The sequence below is a fragment of the Halomonas sp. BC1 genome (assembly GCF_002078135.1).
In the GTDB taxonomy this organism is placed as follows: domain Bacteria; phylum Pseudomonadota; class Gammaproteobacteria; order Pseudomonadales; family Halomonadaceae; genus Vreelandella; species Vreelandella stevensii.
Genome location: NZ_LFGS01000019.1, coordinates 385,007 through 400,012 on the forward strand (window position 1 = coordinate 385,007; position 15,006 = coordinate 400,012).

The 15,006-nt window shown below is 59.8% G+C and carries 14 protein-coding genes; 7 read left to right on the forward strand and 7 right to left on the reverse strand.

Annotated elements, in window-relative coordinates:
* Positions 1-195: 195 nt before the first annotated feature.
* Positions 196-810: a LysE/ArgO family amino acid transporter gene (locus tag B7L72_RS15810; RefSeq protein WP_016914741.1), complete on the forward strand. Its 615-nt coding sequence runs from the start codon at positions 196-198 to the stop codon at positions 808-810.
* Here the strand turns inward: B7L72_RS15810 and ltaE are convergent.
* The gene (gene ltaE / locus B7L72_RS15815; RefSeq protein WP_081137794.1) at positions 802-1,818 is read right to left on the reverse strand and encodes a low-specificity L-threonine aldolase; all 1,017 of its coding nucleotides are present in this window, start codon (positions 1,816-1,818) and stop codon (positions 802-804) included. The two genes, B7L72_RS15810 and ltaE, sit on opposite strands and share 9 nt — an antisense overlap.
* Before the next feature lie 93 nt (positions 1,819-1,911).
* Here ltaE and B7L72_RS15820 point away from each other — a divergent pair, with 93 nt between their 5' ends.
* Both B7L72_RS15820 and speG read left to right on the forward strand, forming a co-directional pair.
* Entirely contained in the window at positions 1,912-3,132 is a 1,221-nt protein-coding gene (locus B7L72_RS15820) for an NAD(P)/FAD-dependent oxidoreductase (RefSeq protein WP_081195433.1), read from the forward strand.
* Between the two features lie 70 nt (positions 3,133-3,202).
* Entirely contained in the window at positions 3,203-3,742 is a 540-nt protein-coding gene (gene speG, locus B7L72_RS15825; RefSeq protein ID WP_016914738.1) for a spermidine N1-acetyltransferase, read from the forward strand.
* 84 nt (positions 3,743-3,826) lie between these two features.
* On the opposite strand, the gene B7L72_RS15830 is transcribed toward speG, so the two are convergent.
* Both B7L72_RS15830 and B7L72_RS19000 read right to left on the reverse strand, forming a co-directional pair.
* A complete protein-coding gene (locus tag B7L72_RS15830; protein WP_081137790.1) occupies positions 3,827-4,447 on the reverse strand; it encodes a M48 family metalloprotease in 621 nt (206 codons plus the stop codon).
* Positions 4,448-5,306: 859 nt separating this feature from the next.
* Positions 5,307-5,438 (reverse strand): hypothetical protein, encoded by a 132-nt coding sequence (locus B7L72_RS19000; RefSeq protein ID WP_016914735.1) that lies wholly within the window; start codon positions 5,436-5,438, stop codon positions 5,307-5,309.
* A 152-nt stretch (positions 5,439-5,590) separates the two neighbouring features.
* On the opposite strand from B7L72_RS19000, the gene B7L72_RS15835 reads away from it, so the two are divergent.
* From B7L72_RS15835 to B7L72_RS15845, 3 genes are all read left to right on the forward strand, one after another.
* Positions 5,591-7,303 carry a thiamine pyrophosphate-dependent enzyme gene (locus B7L72_RS15835; RefSeq protein ID WP_016914734.1) on the forward strand — a complete coding sequence of 571 codons (1,713 nt, stop codon included), beginning with the start codon at positions 5,591-5,593 and terminating at the stop codon, positions 7,301-7,303.
* A gap of 64 nt (positions 7,304-7,367) precedes the next feature.
* Positions 7,368-8,195: an alpha/beta fold hydrolase gene (locus tag B7L72_RS15840; RefSeq protein WP_081195437.1), complete on the forward strand. Its 828-nt coding sequence runs from the start codon at positions 7,368-7,370 to the stop codon at positions 8,193-8,195.
* A gap of 119 nt (positions 8,196-8,314) precedes the next feature.
* Complete coding sequence (locus B7L72_RS15845) at positions 8,315-9,565, forward strand: PQQ-dependent sugar dehydrogenase (RefSeq protein ID WP_081195439.1); 1,251 nt, start codon at positions 8,315-8,317, stop codon at positions 9,563-9,565.
* Between the two features lie 75 nt (positions 9,566-9,640).
* Here B7L72_RS15845 and B7L72_RS15850 read toward each other — a convergent pair whose 3' ends face one another.
* Positions 9,641-10,576 carry a cation diffusion facilitator family transporter gene (locus tag B7L72_RS15850; protein WP_016914731.1) on the reverse strand — a complete coding sequence of 312 codons (936 nt, stop codon included), beginning with the start codon at positions 10,574-10,576 and terminating at the stop codon, positions 9,641-9,643.
* 119 nt (positions 10,577-10,695) lie between these two features.
* Here B7L72_RS15850 and B7L72_RS15855 point away from each other — a divergent pair, with 119 nt between their 5' ends.
* Positions 10,696-11,211 carry a GNAT family N-acetyltransferase gene (locus B7L72_RS15855; RefSeq protein ID WP_016914730.1) on the forward strand — a complete coding sequence of 172 codons (516 nt, stop codon included), beginning with the start codon at positions 10,696-10,698 and terminating at the stop codon, positions 11,209-11,211.
* A gap of 15 nt (positions 11,212-11,226) precedes the next feature.
* Here the strand turns inward: B7L72_RS15855 and nirD are convergent, their stop codons facing one another.
* The 3 genes from nirD to B7L72_RS15870 form a co-directional block, all read right to left on the reverse strand.
* Positions 11,227-11,613 carry a nitrite reductase small subunit NirD gene (gene nirD, locus B7L72_RS15860; RefSeq protein ID WP_081195441.1) on the reverse strand — a complete coding sequence of 129 codons (387 nt, stop codon included), beginning with the start codon at positions 11,611-11,613 and terminating at the stop codon, positions 11,227-11,229.
* 87 nt (positions 11,614-11,700) lie between these two features.
* On the reverse strand, positions 11,701-14,217 hold the full coding sequence (gene nirB / locus B7L72_RS15865; RefSeq protein WP_081195443.1) for a nitrite reductase large subunit NirB: 2,517 nt from the start codon (positions 14,215-14,217) through the stop codon (positions 11,701-11,703).
* Between the two features lie 2 nt (positions 14,218-14,219).
* The coding region (locus tag B7L72_RS15870) for an NAD(P)/FAD-dependent oxidoreductase (protein WP_139788542.1) at positions 14,220-15,006 on the reverse strand (787 nt) is incomplete at its 5' end.

The window sequence follows — 15,006 nt, forward strand, 5'->3', positions numbered from 1 at the left end:
GTTTGTCGCCTCTTTTCTTGAGACCCCGGCACGCATGAGGTGCCTTGATCAGCAGTGTGGTGTTGCTCCTGCGTGGCAAGCGAGACATCACACCTATAAGAAAAGCTAATGGCCTATTCACAGTATGATTTTTATTTATTGACGTTGCCGCCTATCGTAGCGCTTCACTTCTTGCAGCAGCGATAGGGATAGGTCATGTGGCAAAGCTATATAACGGGGCTCGTGGTATGCGGCGGGATCATCATGGCCATTGGTGCACAGAACGCCTATGTGCTGGGGTTGGCCATTCGTCGGGAGTACCACTGGTGGTCGGCGGGTGTGTGCATGAGTGCGGACATAGTGCTGTTGACCGCGGGCATGTTTGGCGTAAGTGCGTTTCTGCTGACCATGCCCAATGCCATGGAAGTCCTGCGCTGGGTAGGGGTGCTGTTTCTGGGCTGGCTGGCCGCCCAGGCCTTGTGGCGTGCAGGTAGTGGCCGAGAGGGGCTGACCGCCAACCACGCGCGCACACGCAGTTTACGCGGCGTGCTGTTGGCGACCCTGGCTGTCACGGTGCTCAATCCACAAGTGTATCTGGATACGCTGCTGTTGATTCCTGCCGTCGGGGCCCAGCAGGAGAGCGCCGGGGTGTTCGTAGCGGGCGCCGCGACGGCCTCGGTTCTCTGGTTCAGCTTGCTGGCCTGGGGTGGCTCGGCGCTTTCCCCCTGGCTCTCTCGCCCCGGCGCCTGGCGCGTCATCGATGGCGCCATTGGCGTGATGATGCTGGTGATTGCCGTGCACCTGGCCTTGGGGTCGACACTGCTATCGTGATGCCGCCGCGTCGAAGTAGCGCCCCATGACCTCCAGCACACGCTCGACAGCGGCGTCATCGATATCGCGATGGATCACCAGTCGCGTGGCGTAAAGCAGCTGGATCAGAATGTCGTGCTCTTTCAGCCAGGCAGCCAGCGGGGCCACGTGGGCCTGATCGACGCGCAAGAACACCATGTTGGTGGCGTGAGAGGTGACCTCAAGCCCGGACAGCGCTGCCAACCCTTCTGCCAAACGCGCCGCGCGGCGATGATCATGGGCCAGGTCGGCCACGTGATGGTCGAGGGCATGCTGGCAGGCCGCAGCGATGATGCCCGCCTGGCGCATGCCGCCGCCTACCATCTTGCGCCAGCGCCGTGCGCGCTCGATCAACGCGTGTGACCCTACCAGCGCTGAGCCCATGGGCGTGCCCAGCCCTTTCGAAAAGCAGAGTGACACGCTGTCGAACGGTTGGCACAGCTGCTTCAGTGAGGTATCCGTGGCGACGGCGGCATTGAAGAGCCGAGCGCCGTCCAGGTGCGTTGCCAGCCCGTGAGCGCGCGCCAGCTCGGTGGCCTGCTGAACGTACTCGGCGGGCAGCACTTTTCCACCGATGGTGTTTTCCAGCGCCAGGAGCCGCGTACGGGCAAAGTGAACGTCGTCGGCTTTGACGGCGGCAGCGATTTTGTCGAGTGGCAGGCTGCCGTCTGCGGCGTTTTCTATCGGCTGTGGCTGGATGCTGCCCAACACGGCGGCGCCGCCGCCTTCGTAGCGGTAAGTATGGGCATTCTGGCCCACGATGTACTCATCGCCGCGTTCGCAGTGCGCCATGAGCGCCACCAGATTGCTTTGGGTGCCACTGGGGAACAGCAGGGCAGCCTCCTTGCCCGTGCGCTCGGCAAGCGTCGCTTGAAAGGCGTTGACCGTCGGGTCGTCGCCCCAGACATCGTCGCCCAGAGGCGCTGCCAGCATGGCTGCCCGCATCGCGGAGGTGGGGCGAGTGACCGTATCGCTACGTAAATCGATCATCGTGACTCCTTGTTCACAGCGTGGCTGTCGGGCAGATCACCGATAAACCACTATGGTTAATGGGTGACAGGATCACCCAGCATAGGCGAAAAAATGGATCTTAAAAGTGGCTACCCCTTCTGGACGGTCAGCAATGGCTTGTTGACCCGTTATCCTCAGCTTACCCATGATCTTCAGGTAAACATAGCCATCATCGGCGGCGGTATCACCGGGGCGTTGATCGCCGACGAGCTGACACGCCATGGCCATGACGTGGCCGTCCTCGAGCGTCGTGACGTGGGGTGGGGCAGCACGGCGGCCAGTACGGCGCTGTTGCAGTACGAAATCGATACACACTTGTATCACCTGGCGCAGCAATACGGTGAAGCGAGTGCCGTCATGGCCTATCAGGGGTGTGCCGAGGCGGTTCATGCATTGGCCGCCCGTGCGGCAGAGCTGGGCGATATCGCCTTTCGTCGCCAACAGAGCCTTTATTTTGCCAGTGAAGCGGGCCATCTCTCTTCTCTTCGGGACGAGTTTGCCATTCGCAAGCGGTGGGGGTTCGATGTGCAGTGGTGTTCGCCCGAGCAGTTGCAGGAAGCGTATGGCTTTAGCGCATCCGGCGGTATCCTCTCGCATCTGGCGGCTACCGTGGACCCTTACCGCATGGCTTACCAACTGCTCGATGAGGTCGTTGCCAGAGGTGGGCACGTATACGATCGAACCGCGGTAGAGTCGTTGGAGGCAGGCGGGGCGACCATGGGGGTTCGTTTGCGCAACGGCGCCCTGGTAGGCTGTCAGCAGGTGATCATTGCGGCCGGTTATGAAAGCCAGACATGGCTGCCAGAGCCGGTCGCCAGCAACCGCAGCAGTTACGCGTTCGTCACCGACCCTTTGCCATGCGGAATGCTCGGCAAGCTTCGCGATACCATGGTCTGGGAATCGGCGCGCCCCTACCTCTATTTACGCTCCACCCATGATGGGCGTTTGCTGGTGGGTGGTGAGGATGATGATGAGGATCTTCCTGAACGCAGGGACGCCCGAGTGCTTGAAAAAGCGGCATCGCTGGCCGAAAGGGTCTTCTCGTTATGGCCTTCTCTGCGTATGACGCCTGCCTTCAGTTGGGGAGGTACCTTTGCTGAAACCGAGGACGGGCTGCCTTATTTCGGGACCCATGAGGCGCTGGGGCCGAACGTGCACTTTGCCATGGCCTATGGCGGAAATGGTATTACGTACAGCATGATAGGTGCACATCTCTTGAGAGCCCATCTCGAAGGCAAGCGGCATCCGCTGAGCGACCTGTTTTCTTTCGAACGGCGCCAGCGGGCACGCTGAACTTATCGCTCACCCACCAGACAAAGCCCGGTAACCCACTGAGTCAATGCGATTGAATGAGACACCTATCATGAGCCCCGTACTGTATCTAAGGGCGCTGGAGCGCAACGACCTGCGTTTCGTGCATGAGTTGAATAATAACCAGAGCATCATGTCGTACTGGTTCGAAGAGCCCTACGAGTCCTTCGATGAGCTGGAAGAGCTCTATAACAAGCATATTCACGATAACGCAGAGCGCCGTTTCGTTGCCGAAGACAGTAGTGGTAGTGCGATTGGCCTGGTGGAGTTGATCGAAATCGATTACATCCACCGTAGCGCCGAGTTTCAGATCATCATTACGCCAGAGCATCAGGGCAAAGGGTTCGCACGTTCGCTGATACGGCAAGCGCTACACTACTCTTTCACCATATTGAACTTGCACAAGGTCTATCTGATCGTCGCGGTAGAGAATGTCAAGGCCATTCACTTATACGAGGAAAGCGGTTTTATCGAAGAAGGGCATTTGGTGCAGGAGTTTTTCATCAATGGCAAATATCGCGATGTAAAGCGTATGTACATCTTGCAAGAGCGCTATCTGGCCGAACTCGAAGCGCAACAACCGAAGGATTGAGCCAGAACTAGGCCTCCATGATCGTTACCAGGCATAGGCTGCCCAGTAACGATCAAATTTGCCGCGTCTCGTGGCCAAGCTACATTAGAGCTGGGCTTCCAGGCGGTCGGCGCGATCACCGGCAGCGGGGTGGCTGGAGAAGACGCTACGGCTATTGCCATACTTGGCCTCGAGCTTGCGCAGCGCTGAAACGGAGGCTTCTGTATTCAGGTCGTGGCGGCGCATGAGTTCCAGGGCGAAGTCATCGGCTTCGTTTTCCTGGCGCTGGGAGAACTGAGCATTGACGAGTTTCTCACCCAGCGCACCCAGCTCGGAACTGGAGAGTGCCGCTGCGGTGGTGCTGCCGCTTGCGGCAGCTGCTTCACGCGCGGCTGAGGCGGCATAGGCGACTTGAAAGGCGCGCCTGGAGTGGCCGAGCACCACATGGCCAATTTCATGAGCAATCACGTACTGTACTTCTTCGTCGCTCATTTCATCCATCAAACCGCTGTAAAGCCGGATAGCGCCGTTGGGCACCGCAAAGGCGTTGATTTCATCACGCAAGTAAACGTCATATTCCAGCGTGCTGCCATCGACGGTTTCCCAACCTTGAGTGAGATTAGCCAAACGCTGCGCGTACTCACTATCGCCAGGAGCCACCTGGTTTTCAGCATCCAATTGCGCAATCGTTTGATCGCCGATTTGCTGCATTTGCTGATCCGACATGGTGGCTGCACCTGCGAAACTGGAGCCTGCGGACATGAGTCCGCCAAGATCTGCTCCAGATTGACAGCCGCCCAACAATAACGCCCCTGCCATTACTCACGCTGCACGAGTTTTAATCCCTGAAAAGGATGTTGTCATCCTGTCGTTCCTTCTTCTATATGACTATTCCAGTTTGCAAAATGCGTACTGCTTTTTTAAAGCGAGGTAATGTTAAATGAATTTTTGACGCGTCTCTACCCAAAGCCATCTTTATTGTGCTCTGTGCGAATTCATAACAGGTCAATGAACCTGACGATCAGAGGTTCAAAATGAATAAAGAGGTGTCACGGGCAACGTGCTGGTAATGAGAAAAAGGGAAGTGCGGTAAAAGAAAACGCTCCTGCGTGACGTATCTATATATACGCACTGGCGGAGCGTTTTGGGGAGCCGTATGGCAAGGGTTATTGCTGGCGCATATAGTCGGCCAGGGCATCGAAGGCGGCACGCTGTTGCAGTGCGCGGGTTGCCCATACTTCCATGACATCGGGGTTGGCTTGGCTACGGGTAGTCGGCATGGCACTTACTCCTGGAGCAGAGGTTAATGAGTCGTTTTTGTTATACACAGCCTGCGTTGTGCGTTGCAGCAAGTTAGCTGTGATATGAATATTATTCGCTTTTGAACGAGCTGGCTAGTCCAAAGGGTGTAGGTGTTTTGCCATAGCCCGTAAGCGATTGCTTACATGTCAGTCTGAAATGCTCCTATTTGACTGAATGGAAAAGGTTTTCATAGAAAAAGAAGCCGACAGGTCATGTCGGCTTGGGGTGTTATCTTTTCGTCTAAAGGAGGGAGAGAAATACAGAAAAGTCGGGCGGCCGCGTGCTACTGATCGGACTGCCGCTGATCGACATAAGCACTGACGGCTTCATTGGCGGCCTGCTGCCACTGTGCGTATTGGCACCAGAAGTTGACTACTTCCGTATCCTCGTTCGTTAGATCCGTTGATAGTGTCATTGCGTACTCCTCTTGGGATACCGCCTATTCATTATAGACGTCTTTTGCTGCAATGCAGCATTTGCTTTGCGTTCATCCATTCGGCAAAGCCGCGTCACAGCAGCTAGGCTTAAAGGAGTGCCTAAATGTCATCGTCGCGAAAGGAGTCGCAAATGAGCGCAAATGTAGCTGAAATCATTGTCGAAACACTGCAAGACGCCGGTGCCAAACGTTGTTATGGCGTGGTAGGGGATACGCTGAATCACTTTACCGATGCCCTCCGGCAGAGCGATATCGAATGGATAGGCGTTCGCCATGAGGAAACGGGCGGCTTTGCAGCAGGAGGAGAGGCTTATATTACTCAGGAGCTGGCGCTATGTGCCGGTTCCTGTGGGCCTGGCAGCCTGCACTTTGTCAATGGCCTGTTCGATGCCCACCGTAATGGCTCCCCCGTGGTATTGATTGCCTCGCAGATATCACTGGGTGAAACCGGCAGCCAGTTTCCTCAGGAAGTCGATCAGAGCGCCATTTTTCAGCAGTACAGCGTGTTTTGTGAAACCGTGGTATCGCCGGAGCAGGCGCGCCGCATGGCTGCCTTGGCTGCCCAGGCCGCCCTTACCAAGCGCGGGGTGGCGGTGTTGATCGTGCCCGGCGATATCATGACGCAAACGCCCGATAGCACCCTGGGCTACCGTACCCACCGTTTCAGCTACTCCGTGCGCCCGAGTGCCGAGGCGCTGGTGCCCGCCGTCGAGCAGCTCAACAAGGGGGGCAATATCACCATCTTTGCAGGCGCAGGCTGTGAAGACGCCCGCGAGCAGGTCATGGCGCTGGCAGAAAAGCTCCAGGCGCCGATTGCCTGGACCTCTCGTGCCAAGGACTTCATGGAGTACGATAACCCTCATCAGGTAGGCATGACCGGCGTATATGGTCTGGAAGGTGGCTACCATGCCGTCGCGGAGTGCGACACGCTGTTGCTGCTGGGATGCAATTTTGCCTTCAGCCAGTTCTACCCGGAGCGCGCCTGTATTCTTCAGGTAGATGTGGACCCCGCCCAGATAGGCAAACGTTACCCGGTGGATGTGGGCATCGTCGGCAGCACTCGGGACACCTGTGAAGCGCTGTGCCAGGTGGTGCAACCCAATACGCACACCCGGTGGCTGGAAAAATGCCGCAAGCGTTATGCCAAGTCGCTGGAAAAGTCGGCTCATCAAACCAGGGATAACGATACGATCCACCCACAAGAGCTGACCCTGGCCATCGACCGGCACGCGGCCGACAACGCCGTGCTGACCGCAGACACCGGCAGTGTCAACGTGTGGATGCTGCGCCATATCCGTGCCCTGGAGGGCCGCCGCACCCACTCCAGCCTTCAGCATGGCACCATGGCGAACGCTTACCCGCAGGCCTTGGGGATTCAGTTGGCCTACCCCCATCGCCAGGTGATTGCCATGTGTGGCGATGGTGGCCTGACGATGCTCATGGGCGATTTACTCACCCTGGTCCAGCAACGAATCCCGCTCAAGATCGTGGTGTACAACAACAGCTCCCTGAGCTTCGTGGAGCTGGAGCAGAAAGTGGAGGGGCTGTTGGATAGCTACACAGAGCTGCAGAACCCCGACTTTGGAGAAGTAGCCAGGGCCATGGGGCTGTGGGGGCGCCGGGTAGAGCAGCAGTCGGAGCTGGACGTGGCCATCAGCCAGTGGCTGGCTCAACCTGGCCCCGCGCTGCTGGACGTCGTGGTCAACCCCATGGAGCTGGTCATGCCGCCCAAGGTAGAAGCAGGGCAGGTCGCCTCGACCGCGCTGTACTCGGCCAAGGCGGTGTTGAGCGGACGGATGGATGATGTGGTGCATCTGGTCAAAAGCAATTTCCTGAAGCGCTAGCACGGCAGTGGCATGCTATGTTGTCAGCAGCTCACACAACACTGACAACACAAAGAGCCATGCCATGACCTCACACTCGGATGCAGTGACCGTTCATGACCGCTGGGTAGATACCCCCAGCGGTCGTCTGTTTACCCGCACCTGGCAGCTGCGCCATGCACACTCGGCGGTGCCGATTCTGCTGTTTCACGACTCGCTGGGCTGTGTGGAGCTATGGCGGAGCTTTCCCGCCGCCCTTTGCCAGGCCACGCAGCATCCAGTCGTTGCCTACGACCGTGCGGGCTTCGGGCGTTCTGACGCTCGATTGGCGAAACCGCCCCATACCTTCATCGAGGACGAATACCGGCAAGCGGTTGCAGCACTGCTGGAGGCGCTGGCAATCACCCACTTCATCGCCCTGGGGCACAGCGTAGGAGGCTGCATGGCCGTTCACTGTGCAGGCCAACAGCCGGAGCGTTGCCGAGGCTTGATCACGATCGCCGCGCAGGCGTTCAACGAACCGCGCACTCGTCAGGGTATCGAAGCGGCCAAGGAAGCGTTTCAACAGCCCGACCAGTTTGCCAAGCTAGCCAGGTACCATGGCGACAACGCGCGCTGGGTGCTCGATGCCTGGATCGACACATGGCTGCATCCCGACTTTGCAGAGTGGACGCTGGTGCCCGCACTCGAGCGCGTGCTGTGCCCCACCCTGGTACTGCACGGCGAGCGAGACGAATATGGCTCCCACCGCCAGCCAGAACGCATTGCGCGCTACACCCACGGCCCAGCCCACTGTGACATCCTGCCAGGCGTCGGCCACGTTCCCCATCGTGAAGCAGAATCCACGGTAGTGGCCTTGATCGAGGAGTTTGTCACCCGCCTGACGCTCGAAGTAAGCGTTACGAATGCGTGAGCGTTTTGATCACTAACTTTGCTTGCTAACTATTGTTGCTGCCTCTACCAGGGTCTTCTAGGCTGAACCGGTGATAACGCTAATGTTTAACTTTTTTTGGTTCAAGCAAGGAGCTCCGCATGAAGACTCAGGGACGATTTCCGCTTTTCGTTGGCAAACTACCCCATTGGACGGCCGCATTTGCGCTACTGGGCAGCGCGAGCGCCCTGCACGCCGATGTCCGGGCGGTCAATGAAGAAGTCGCCAGCGGCGTAGAAAGTGAAGAGACCCGCTTCACCATCACGCAGGTGTTGAGTGGGCTGGAGCATCCTTGGGCGGTGGCATGGCTGCCGGATGGACGGATGCTGGTGACGGAGCGTCCCGGACGCCTGCACCTGGTCGATGGCGACAGCGTGACCGAGCTGGGTAACTTGCCCAAGACGGACATCGACGAGGATGAGGAGTCTGCCACGGAGGGCGGCAATCAAGGCGGCTTGCTGGACGTGGCCGTGCATCCTGATTATGACGAGAATGGCTGGGTCTATTTTACCTTCTCCAGCCCTGGTGACCCCCGCGCCTTCAGTACCTACGAGCCGGATTACGGCACCGGCTTGGCGGTGGCCCGAGCGCGTATCGATGCGGACAGCGCCGAGCTGGTCGATCTCGAAACCCTCTATACCCAAGTGCCGCGCACCCATCCGGGCGCTCACTATGGCTCGCGCATCGCGTTTCCGGGCAACGGCGAGATCATTTTCCCCATCGGCGACCGCAACGTGCAGAACCTGCCGCAAGACCTGACCAACCCGGGCGGCAAGATGATCCGCCTGCTGGAAGAGGGGGGCGCCCATCCGGATAACCCCTTCATCGGGGTCGAGCCCGGCAACCTGCGTCCTGAAATCTACTCCTATGGCCACCGCAACAATCAGGGGCTCACCTTGCACCCTGAGACGGGCGAGCTATGGGCGGTAGACCATGGCCCGAACGGCGGCGACTTGCTCTACCGTGTCGAAGCGGGCGCCAACTACGGTTGGCCCATGGTGGCCTTCGGCACTGAGTATACGACCGATGCCCATATCGGTCTGGGCACCGAAGCGCCCGGTGTGACCGCGCCCACCCACGTGTGGGAAGAGTCGATGGCGCCTTCCGGCATGGTGTTCTACACCGCTGATGACGTCAGTGAGTGGCAGAATAGCCTGTTCGTAGGGTCGCTCAAGCGTGAGCAGCTGCACCGGCTGGTGCTGGACGACAACAACGAAGTCACCCATGAAGAAGTATTGCTGGCGGACACGCTGGGCCGTATTCGCGATGTACGCCAGGGGCCGGACGGCTACCTCTACGTGCTGACCGACGAGGAAGATGGCGGCCTGTATCGCATCGAACCCGAATCCTGATACGGATAAGCTAAAACAGTGAAGAAGTACATGAAAGGCACCCTCGGGTGCCTTTCATGGTATGGAGCGAGTGCTTCAACGCGCTTTTTCTATCAGCATGCCGCAGGAGGGGGCCGCCCAGCGGTGATCGGCGGTAAACACCACATCGCAGACCACGGGTGCGTAGTGGTGGCGAATCTCTTGATCAATGCGTTGGCGCAGGGCGTCCTGCGTTTTCAAGGACAGGTTGGGCAGGTGCTCTGGCAGCACCACGTGCACGATCACGTACAGCAATCGACCTGGGCGTACCATCCGCACGCGAACCTCCTCGGTATCCACGTCTGCCAGGCCACGGGCCACCGCCTGGCGCACGGGGGCAGCAACGCTTTCCTCGGGTGTCTTGTTTAGTAGCTCGGCCAGCGCTTGTGAGGCCATGCGTACCGGCACGCCTAGGCAAAGCACCACAACGGCAATGACCAGTACCGAATCCACATACGGGAGCAGGGTTTGCCAACCCAGGTGGTCAAATACCAGAACCAGGCAAAAGGCAGCCAATACGGCGCCTGAAATCACGCTGTTGACCACCCAGTTGAGCTTGTCGGCGGCCACCAGCGGGCTGCTGACACGCTTTTGACTGCGGTGCATGACCCAGGCCGTCAAAGAGCACGCCGCGGTGGCAAACAGGGCATACAGAACTGCCAGCCCTGCTGAAATGGCGCGTCCCCCGGTCAGCAGTGCTGCCACCGCATCGACCAAGGCAAAGATGGAAACGCCCAGAATCAGCAAACCTTTGCATAGATTAACCAATGACTCGAAGTAGCTGTAGCCGAACGGGTACGACTCGCTGTCCGGACGGCTGGCGAGTTTGCTGACCTTGATGGTCACCAGCGCTACGCTAAAGTAGATAAGGTTGAACAGGCCGTCCAACAGAATGGCTTGAGAATTCGAGGCCAGCGTGGCGATGATGCCCGCACAGCCGATCAAGAGGGCCATGAAGGCGGAAAAAGCCAGGGTCGAGGCTTCTGTTTTCATGGACTGATGGCTCCCATGCCTACCTAATCAAGAGGCTGGCAAGCATAGCAACAGGTTGGCCGGCAATGTCAGCGATTTCTTGCGGAATTGCCCGTACGCCCCCAGGGAAGGTGATACTCATGCAACATGCCCATGACGTGGCCTTTGATCTGCTCACCCCAGAAGATGCAATCGACTTGCTGCATTTCGAGCTGGCCGAGCGCGTCTGGTTCGAGCAGCACATCGAAGCGCGTCCAGAGCGCTTTTACACGCCGCAAGGCGTGGCTCAGCACATCGTCGAGTGTCTGGCGCTCCATGCTCAGCGGCGGATGAGCCCCTTGATCGTCCGTTGGCGCGGCAGAATCGTGGGCCGTGCAAATCTGCGAGATATCGACAACGGCCAAGCCCGCGTCGGGTATCGCATTGCGCAAGCGGCCTGCGGTCAGGGGCTTGCCCATAAAGCGCTCCACCGCCTGATCGAGGATGCCCGCTGCCTGTATGGCATCACCCGCCTGGAGGCCATCGTGGCGGAGGAGAACGCTGCCTCCAGGCGGGTGCTGGAGAAGGCGGGTTTCCGTGCGGAACAGCGTTTGACGGCTTACTCGACCGTATTGGGCAGCCCTCGGGATTGCCAGGTGTTTTGCCGCCGTTGGTGAAGCGTGTGGCTCACCTTACCCCTTTATCCACACCTCCTCCCCCTGGAAGCGTACCTGCCAGGTACGCAGCCTGATGGTGTCATCTTCCACGCACAGGCCATCCTCCAGGCGGAAGTGCTGTTTATACAGCGGGGAGGCCACGACGGGCTTGCCCTGCAGGTCGCCGACGATACCCCGGGCGATGACATAGGCGCCTGAGAAGGGGTCGCGGTGGTCCAGGGCATAGAGTTCGTGCCCGTGGCCGGGTACGTAGAAAAGCGCCACCTGGGCGGGGCCTTCCGGCGTGTCCAGCCAGGCGGCCACGCCTGAAAAAGCGACCAGGTCGGCCCTGGTGCACAAGGGCTGCCAGGTATTCGCGCTGGCAGTGGTGCTGATATCAGTGCTGGTGTTTGTACTCGACATGGTGTCTGGACTTGACATGGTGTCTGGACTTGACATTGTGTGCTGTGCAGTCGCGGTCATGGCGATTCTCGTGGCGGATGGGCGAAGTTATACGGGGCGCAGCTGGCCACGCTCGGAAGTCATGATGATCGACGGGTCGGGACGCTGGTCGTTGACGAAACTGCGGAAGCGCTTGAGCTTTTCCGGGTCGCTGATGGCGTTGGCCCACTCGCACTGGTAGCTGTCCACCACGTGCTGCATCTGGCGCTCCAGCTCAGCACCAATGCCGAGGCTGTCTTCCAGGATCACGTCTTTCAGATAGTCCAGCCCGCCCTCCAGGTTTTCACGCCATACCGAAGTGCGCTGCAAGCGGTCGGCTGTGCGGACGTAGAACATCAACAAGCGGTCGATGGTGCGGTAGAGCTGTTCGTCATCCAGGTCGGTGGCGAAGAGTTCCGCGTGGCGCGGGCGCATGCCGCCGTTGCCGCACACGTAGAGGTTCCAGCCGTTTTCGGTGGCGATGATACCGATGTCCTTGCTCTGGGCTTCCGCACACTCCCGGGTGCAGCCGGAGACGCCGAACTTGATCTTGTGCGGCGCGCGCAGGCCCTTGTAGCGGTTCTCCAGCTGAATCGCCATGCCGACGCTGTCCTGAACGCCGTAGCGGCACCAGGTGCTGCCCACGCAAGACTTCACGGTGCGCAGGGATTTGCCGTATGCGTGGCCGGTCTCGAACCCTGCTTCGATCAGTTCACCCCAGATGGCGGGCAGGTCCTCCAGCCGGGCGCCGAACAGGTCGATACGCTGGCCGCCGGTGATTTTGGTGTAGAGCTGATATTTCTGGGCCACTTGACCCAATACCACCAGCTTGTCAGGCGTGATTTCCCCGCCCGCAATGCGCGGCACCACCGAGTAGGTGCCGTTTTTCTGCATATTGGCCATGAAGGTATCGTTGGTGTCCTGCAGCGGCACATGGGCGGCATCGGTAATTGGTTCGTTGAAGCAGGACGCGAGGATCGACGCTACGGCGGGTTTGCATATGTCGCAGCCCAGCCCGTGGGTATCGGCGTTACCGTGCCTTGCCATCAGCTCGCTGAACGTCTTGATGCCTTCCACGCGCACGAGGTCGTAAAGCTCCTGGCGCGTGTGGGCGAAGTGTTCGCAGATCGAGGTGTCTACCTCGACACCGCGGGCGGTCAGCTCGTGGTCCACGACACTTTTCAGTAGGGAAGTGCAGCCGCCACAGCCCGTGCTGGCCTTGGTGGCCCCTTTCACGCTGGCCAGGTCGCAGGCACCCTCGTCGATGGCGCTGCAAATACGGCCTTTGGTGACGTTATGGCAAGAGCAGATCATCGCCGTTTCCGGCAGCGCATCCGGGCCAAGTACCGAGGCAGCGCCACTTTGCTGAGGAAGAATCAGCGCAGCGGGCTCTTTGGGCAGCGGGATGCCGTTGGCGTAATACTGCAGCAGGGTGTCGTACACGCTGTTATCGCCTACCAGCATCGCCCCCAGCAGCTTCTTGCCATCGCTGCTGACCACCAGCTTGCGGTAGACCTGGGTGAGGGGGTCCAGATAGCGGAACATGCGGGCTCCCGGATTCTGGGTGCCATGGGCATCGCCGATAGAGCCGACATCCACACCCAATAGCTTGAGCTTGGTGCTCATGTCGGCGCCACCAAAGCAGGCGTCTCCGCCTGTCAGCGTCGAGACCGCCGTTTTGGCCATTTGGTAGCCCGGCGCCACGAGGCCAAAAATACTCTGGTTCCACAGCGCCACCTCACCAACGGCGAGAATGTTGGGGTCGCTGGTGCGGCACTGGTCATCGATCACCACGCCGCCGCGCTCCCCGATACGCAGGCCGCACTCACGGGCCAGCGTATCCTGGGGGCGAATACCGGCCGAGAAGACGATGAGGTCGGTTTCCAGCACCTTGTCATCCTGAAACACCATGCGCAGGCGGCTGGTGTCGCCGGGCTCGATGCGCTGCGTGGCCCGTTCGGTGAGTACCTGAACCCCCAGTGCCTCGATTTTTTCACGCAGCAGCTCGCCGCCTTCGCTATCGACCTGCATGGGCATCAGGCGGGGCGCAAACTCCACCACGGCGGTGTCCAGATTCAGGCCGCGCAGCGCGTTGGCAGCTTCCAGGCCCAGCAGGCCGCCGCCCACCACTACGCCATTGGTGGCGTCCTGGGCGGCGGCGCGAATGGCGTCCAGATCATCCAGGGTGCGGTAGACCAGGCAGCCGGGCTGATCGTTGCCGGGAATGGGGGGGACGAAGGGAAACGAGCCGGTGGCCAGGATCAGCTGGTCATAAGGGTAGGCGCCCTGGGCGGTGCGCACCGTTTGCTGCTCGCGGTCAATGGCGTTGACGGCTTCGCCACTGCGCAAGGTAATGCCGTGAGTGGAGTAATAATCGGCGTCACACAGGGCAAGAGACTGCGCATCGCGGCCGCTGAAGTACTCGGAAAGGTGAACCCGGTCGTAGGCACGGTGGCGCTCTTCGCCAAAAATCGTCACCTCGAAAGTGGCCAGCGCACCGCTGTCGACGAGCTGCTCGACGACATGGTGACCGACCATGCCATTACCGACGATGATCAGTTTCTGTGGGGGATGTTGAGTAGACATGGCTAAGCCGCCTCGCGGTGTGAGAATGAAGAAGATGCGTGGGATGCCAGCACGGCCTGGGCATCGGCTGCGCCAAACAGCAGCAGATGGCGGCACGCAGTGAGATCGGTGGCGGCCAGCGCCTGTTCGAAGTACCAGGGCCCGTGCCGGGTATCACCGTATAGAATGGCGCCCTCCAGGCGTCCCTGATGCATCAGCAGGCGGCAGTAGTCGCCGTTTTCAGGATCCAGGTAGTGCAGCGTGTCGTGGTGTGGTTCCGCCTCTGTGGGCCCGAACGCGTAGAGCTGCACGCCGCTGACCTTCAGCTTGGTGGCCGTGGGGGCTTCTGCATAATGGGCTGGCGTTTCGCCGCACAGTACGGCGGCCAGAACCTCGACCTGCCGCCAGATCGGTTCCACCAAGCCGTACGTGTGCTGTTCGAACTGGCAGCACTCGCCCAGCGCAAAGATGTGCGGGTCGGAAGTGGTCAAATGGCCATCGACGAGGATGGCCCGCTCGCAGGCCAGCCCCGCCTGCTGGCCAAGGGCGCTGTTGGGGCAAACCCCCGCTGCCATGATGACGTGATCGGCGGGCAGCTGGCGCCCGTTGGCCAGCGTTACGGCACAGACCTGGCCCTGGCCGTCATCTTGCAGGCCGGTCAGCGTCACGCCGGTATAAAAGGTCATGCCCCGTTCCTGCAAGGTGGTTTCCAGCAATTTGGCGGCGGTGGTATCCAGTTGGCGGTTCATCAGCCGTTCACTGCGCTGCAGCAGGCTGACACGCAGTGCCGGGCCGCCGCGCTTGCGCAGG

Excerpts from the sequence above, each read along its gene's own strand:
- B7L72_RS15845 (WP_081195439.1), top strand. The coding sequence starts at position 8,315 with ATGAAGACTCAGGGACGATTTCCGCTTTTCGTTGGCAAACTACCCCAT.
- B7L72_RS15810 (WP_016914741.1), top strand. The coding sequence starts at position 196 with ATGTGGCAAAGCTATATAACGGGGCTCGTGGTATGCGGCGGGATCATC.
- nirD (WP_081195441.1), bottom strand. The coding sequence starts at position 11,613 with ATGTCGAGTACAAACACCAGCACTGATATCAGCACCACTGCCAGCGCG.
- nirB (WP_081195443.1), bottom strand. The coding sequence starts at position 14,217 with ATGTCTACTCAACATCCCCCACAGAAACTGATCATCGTCGGTAATGGC.
- B7L72_RS15835 (WP_016914734.1), top strand. The coding sequence starts at position 5,591 with ATGAGCGCAAATGTAGCTGAAATCATTGTCGAAACACTGCAAGACGCC.
- B7L72_RS19000 (WP_016914735.1), bottom strand. The coding sequence starts at position 5,438 with ATGACACTATCAACGGATCTAACGAACGAGGATACGGAAGTAGTCAAC.
- speG (WP_016914738.1), top strand. The coding sequence starts at position 3,203 with ATGAGCCCCGTACTGTATCTAAGGGCGCTGGAGCGCAACGACCTGCGT.
- ltaE (WP_081137794.1), bottom strand. The coding sequence starts at position 1,818 with ATGATCGATTTACGTAGCGATACGGTCACTCGCCCCACCTCCGCGATG.
- B7L72_RS15840 (WP_081195437.1), top strand. The coding sequence starts at position 7,368 with ATGACCTCACACTCGGATGCAGTGACCGTTCATGACCGCTGGGTAGAT.
- B7L72_RS15820 (WP_081195433.1), top strand. The coding sequence starts at position 1,912 with ATGGATCTTAAAAGTGGCTACCCCTTCTGGACGGTCAGCAATGGCTTG.
- B7L72_RS15830 (WP_081137790.1), bottom strand. The coding sequence starts at position 4,447 with ATGTCGGATCAGCAAATGCAGCAAATCGGCGATCAAACGATTGCGCAA.
- B7L72_RS15850 (WP_016914731.1), bottom strand. The coding sequence starts at position 10,576 with ATGAAAACAGAAGCCTCGACCCTGGCTTTTTCCGCCTTCATGGCCCTC.
- B7L72_RS15855 (WP_016914730.1), top strand. The coding sequence starts at position 10,696 with ATGCAACATGCCCATGACGTGGCCTTTGATCTGCTCACCCCAGAAGAT.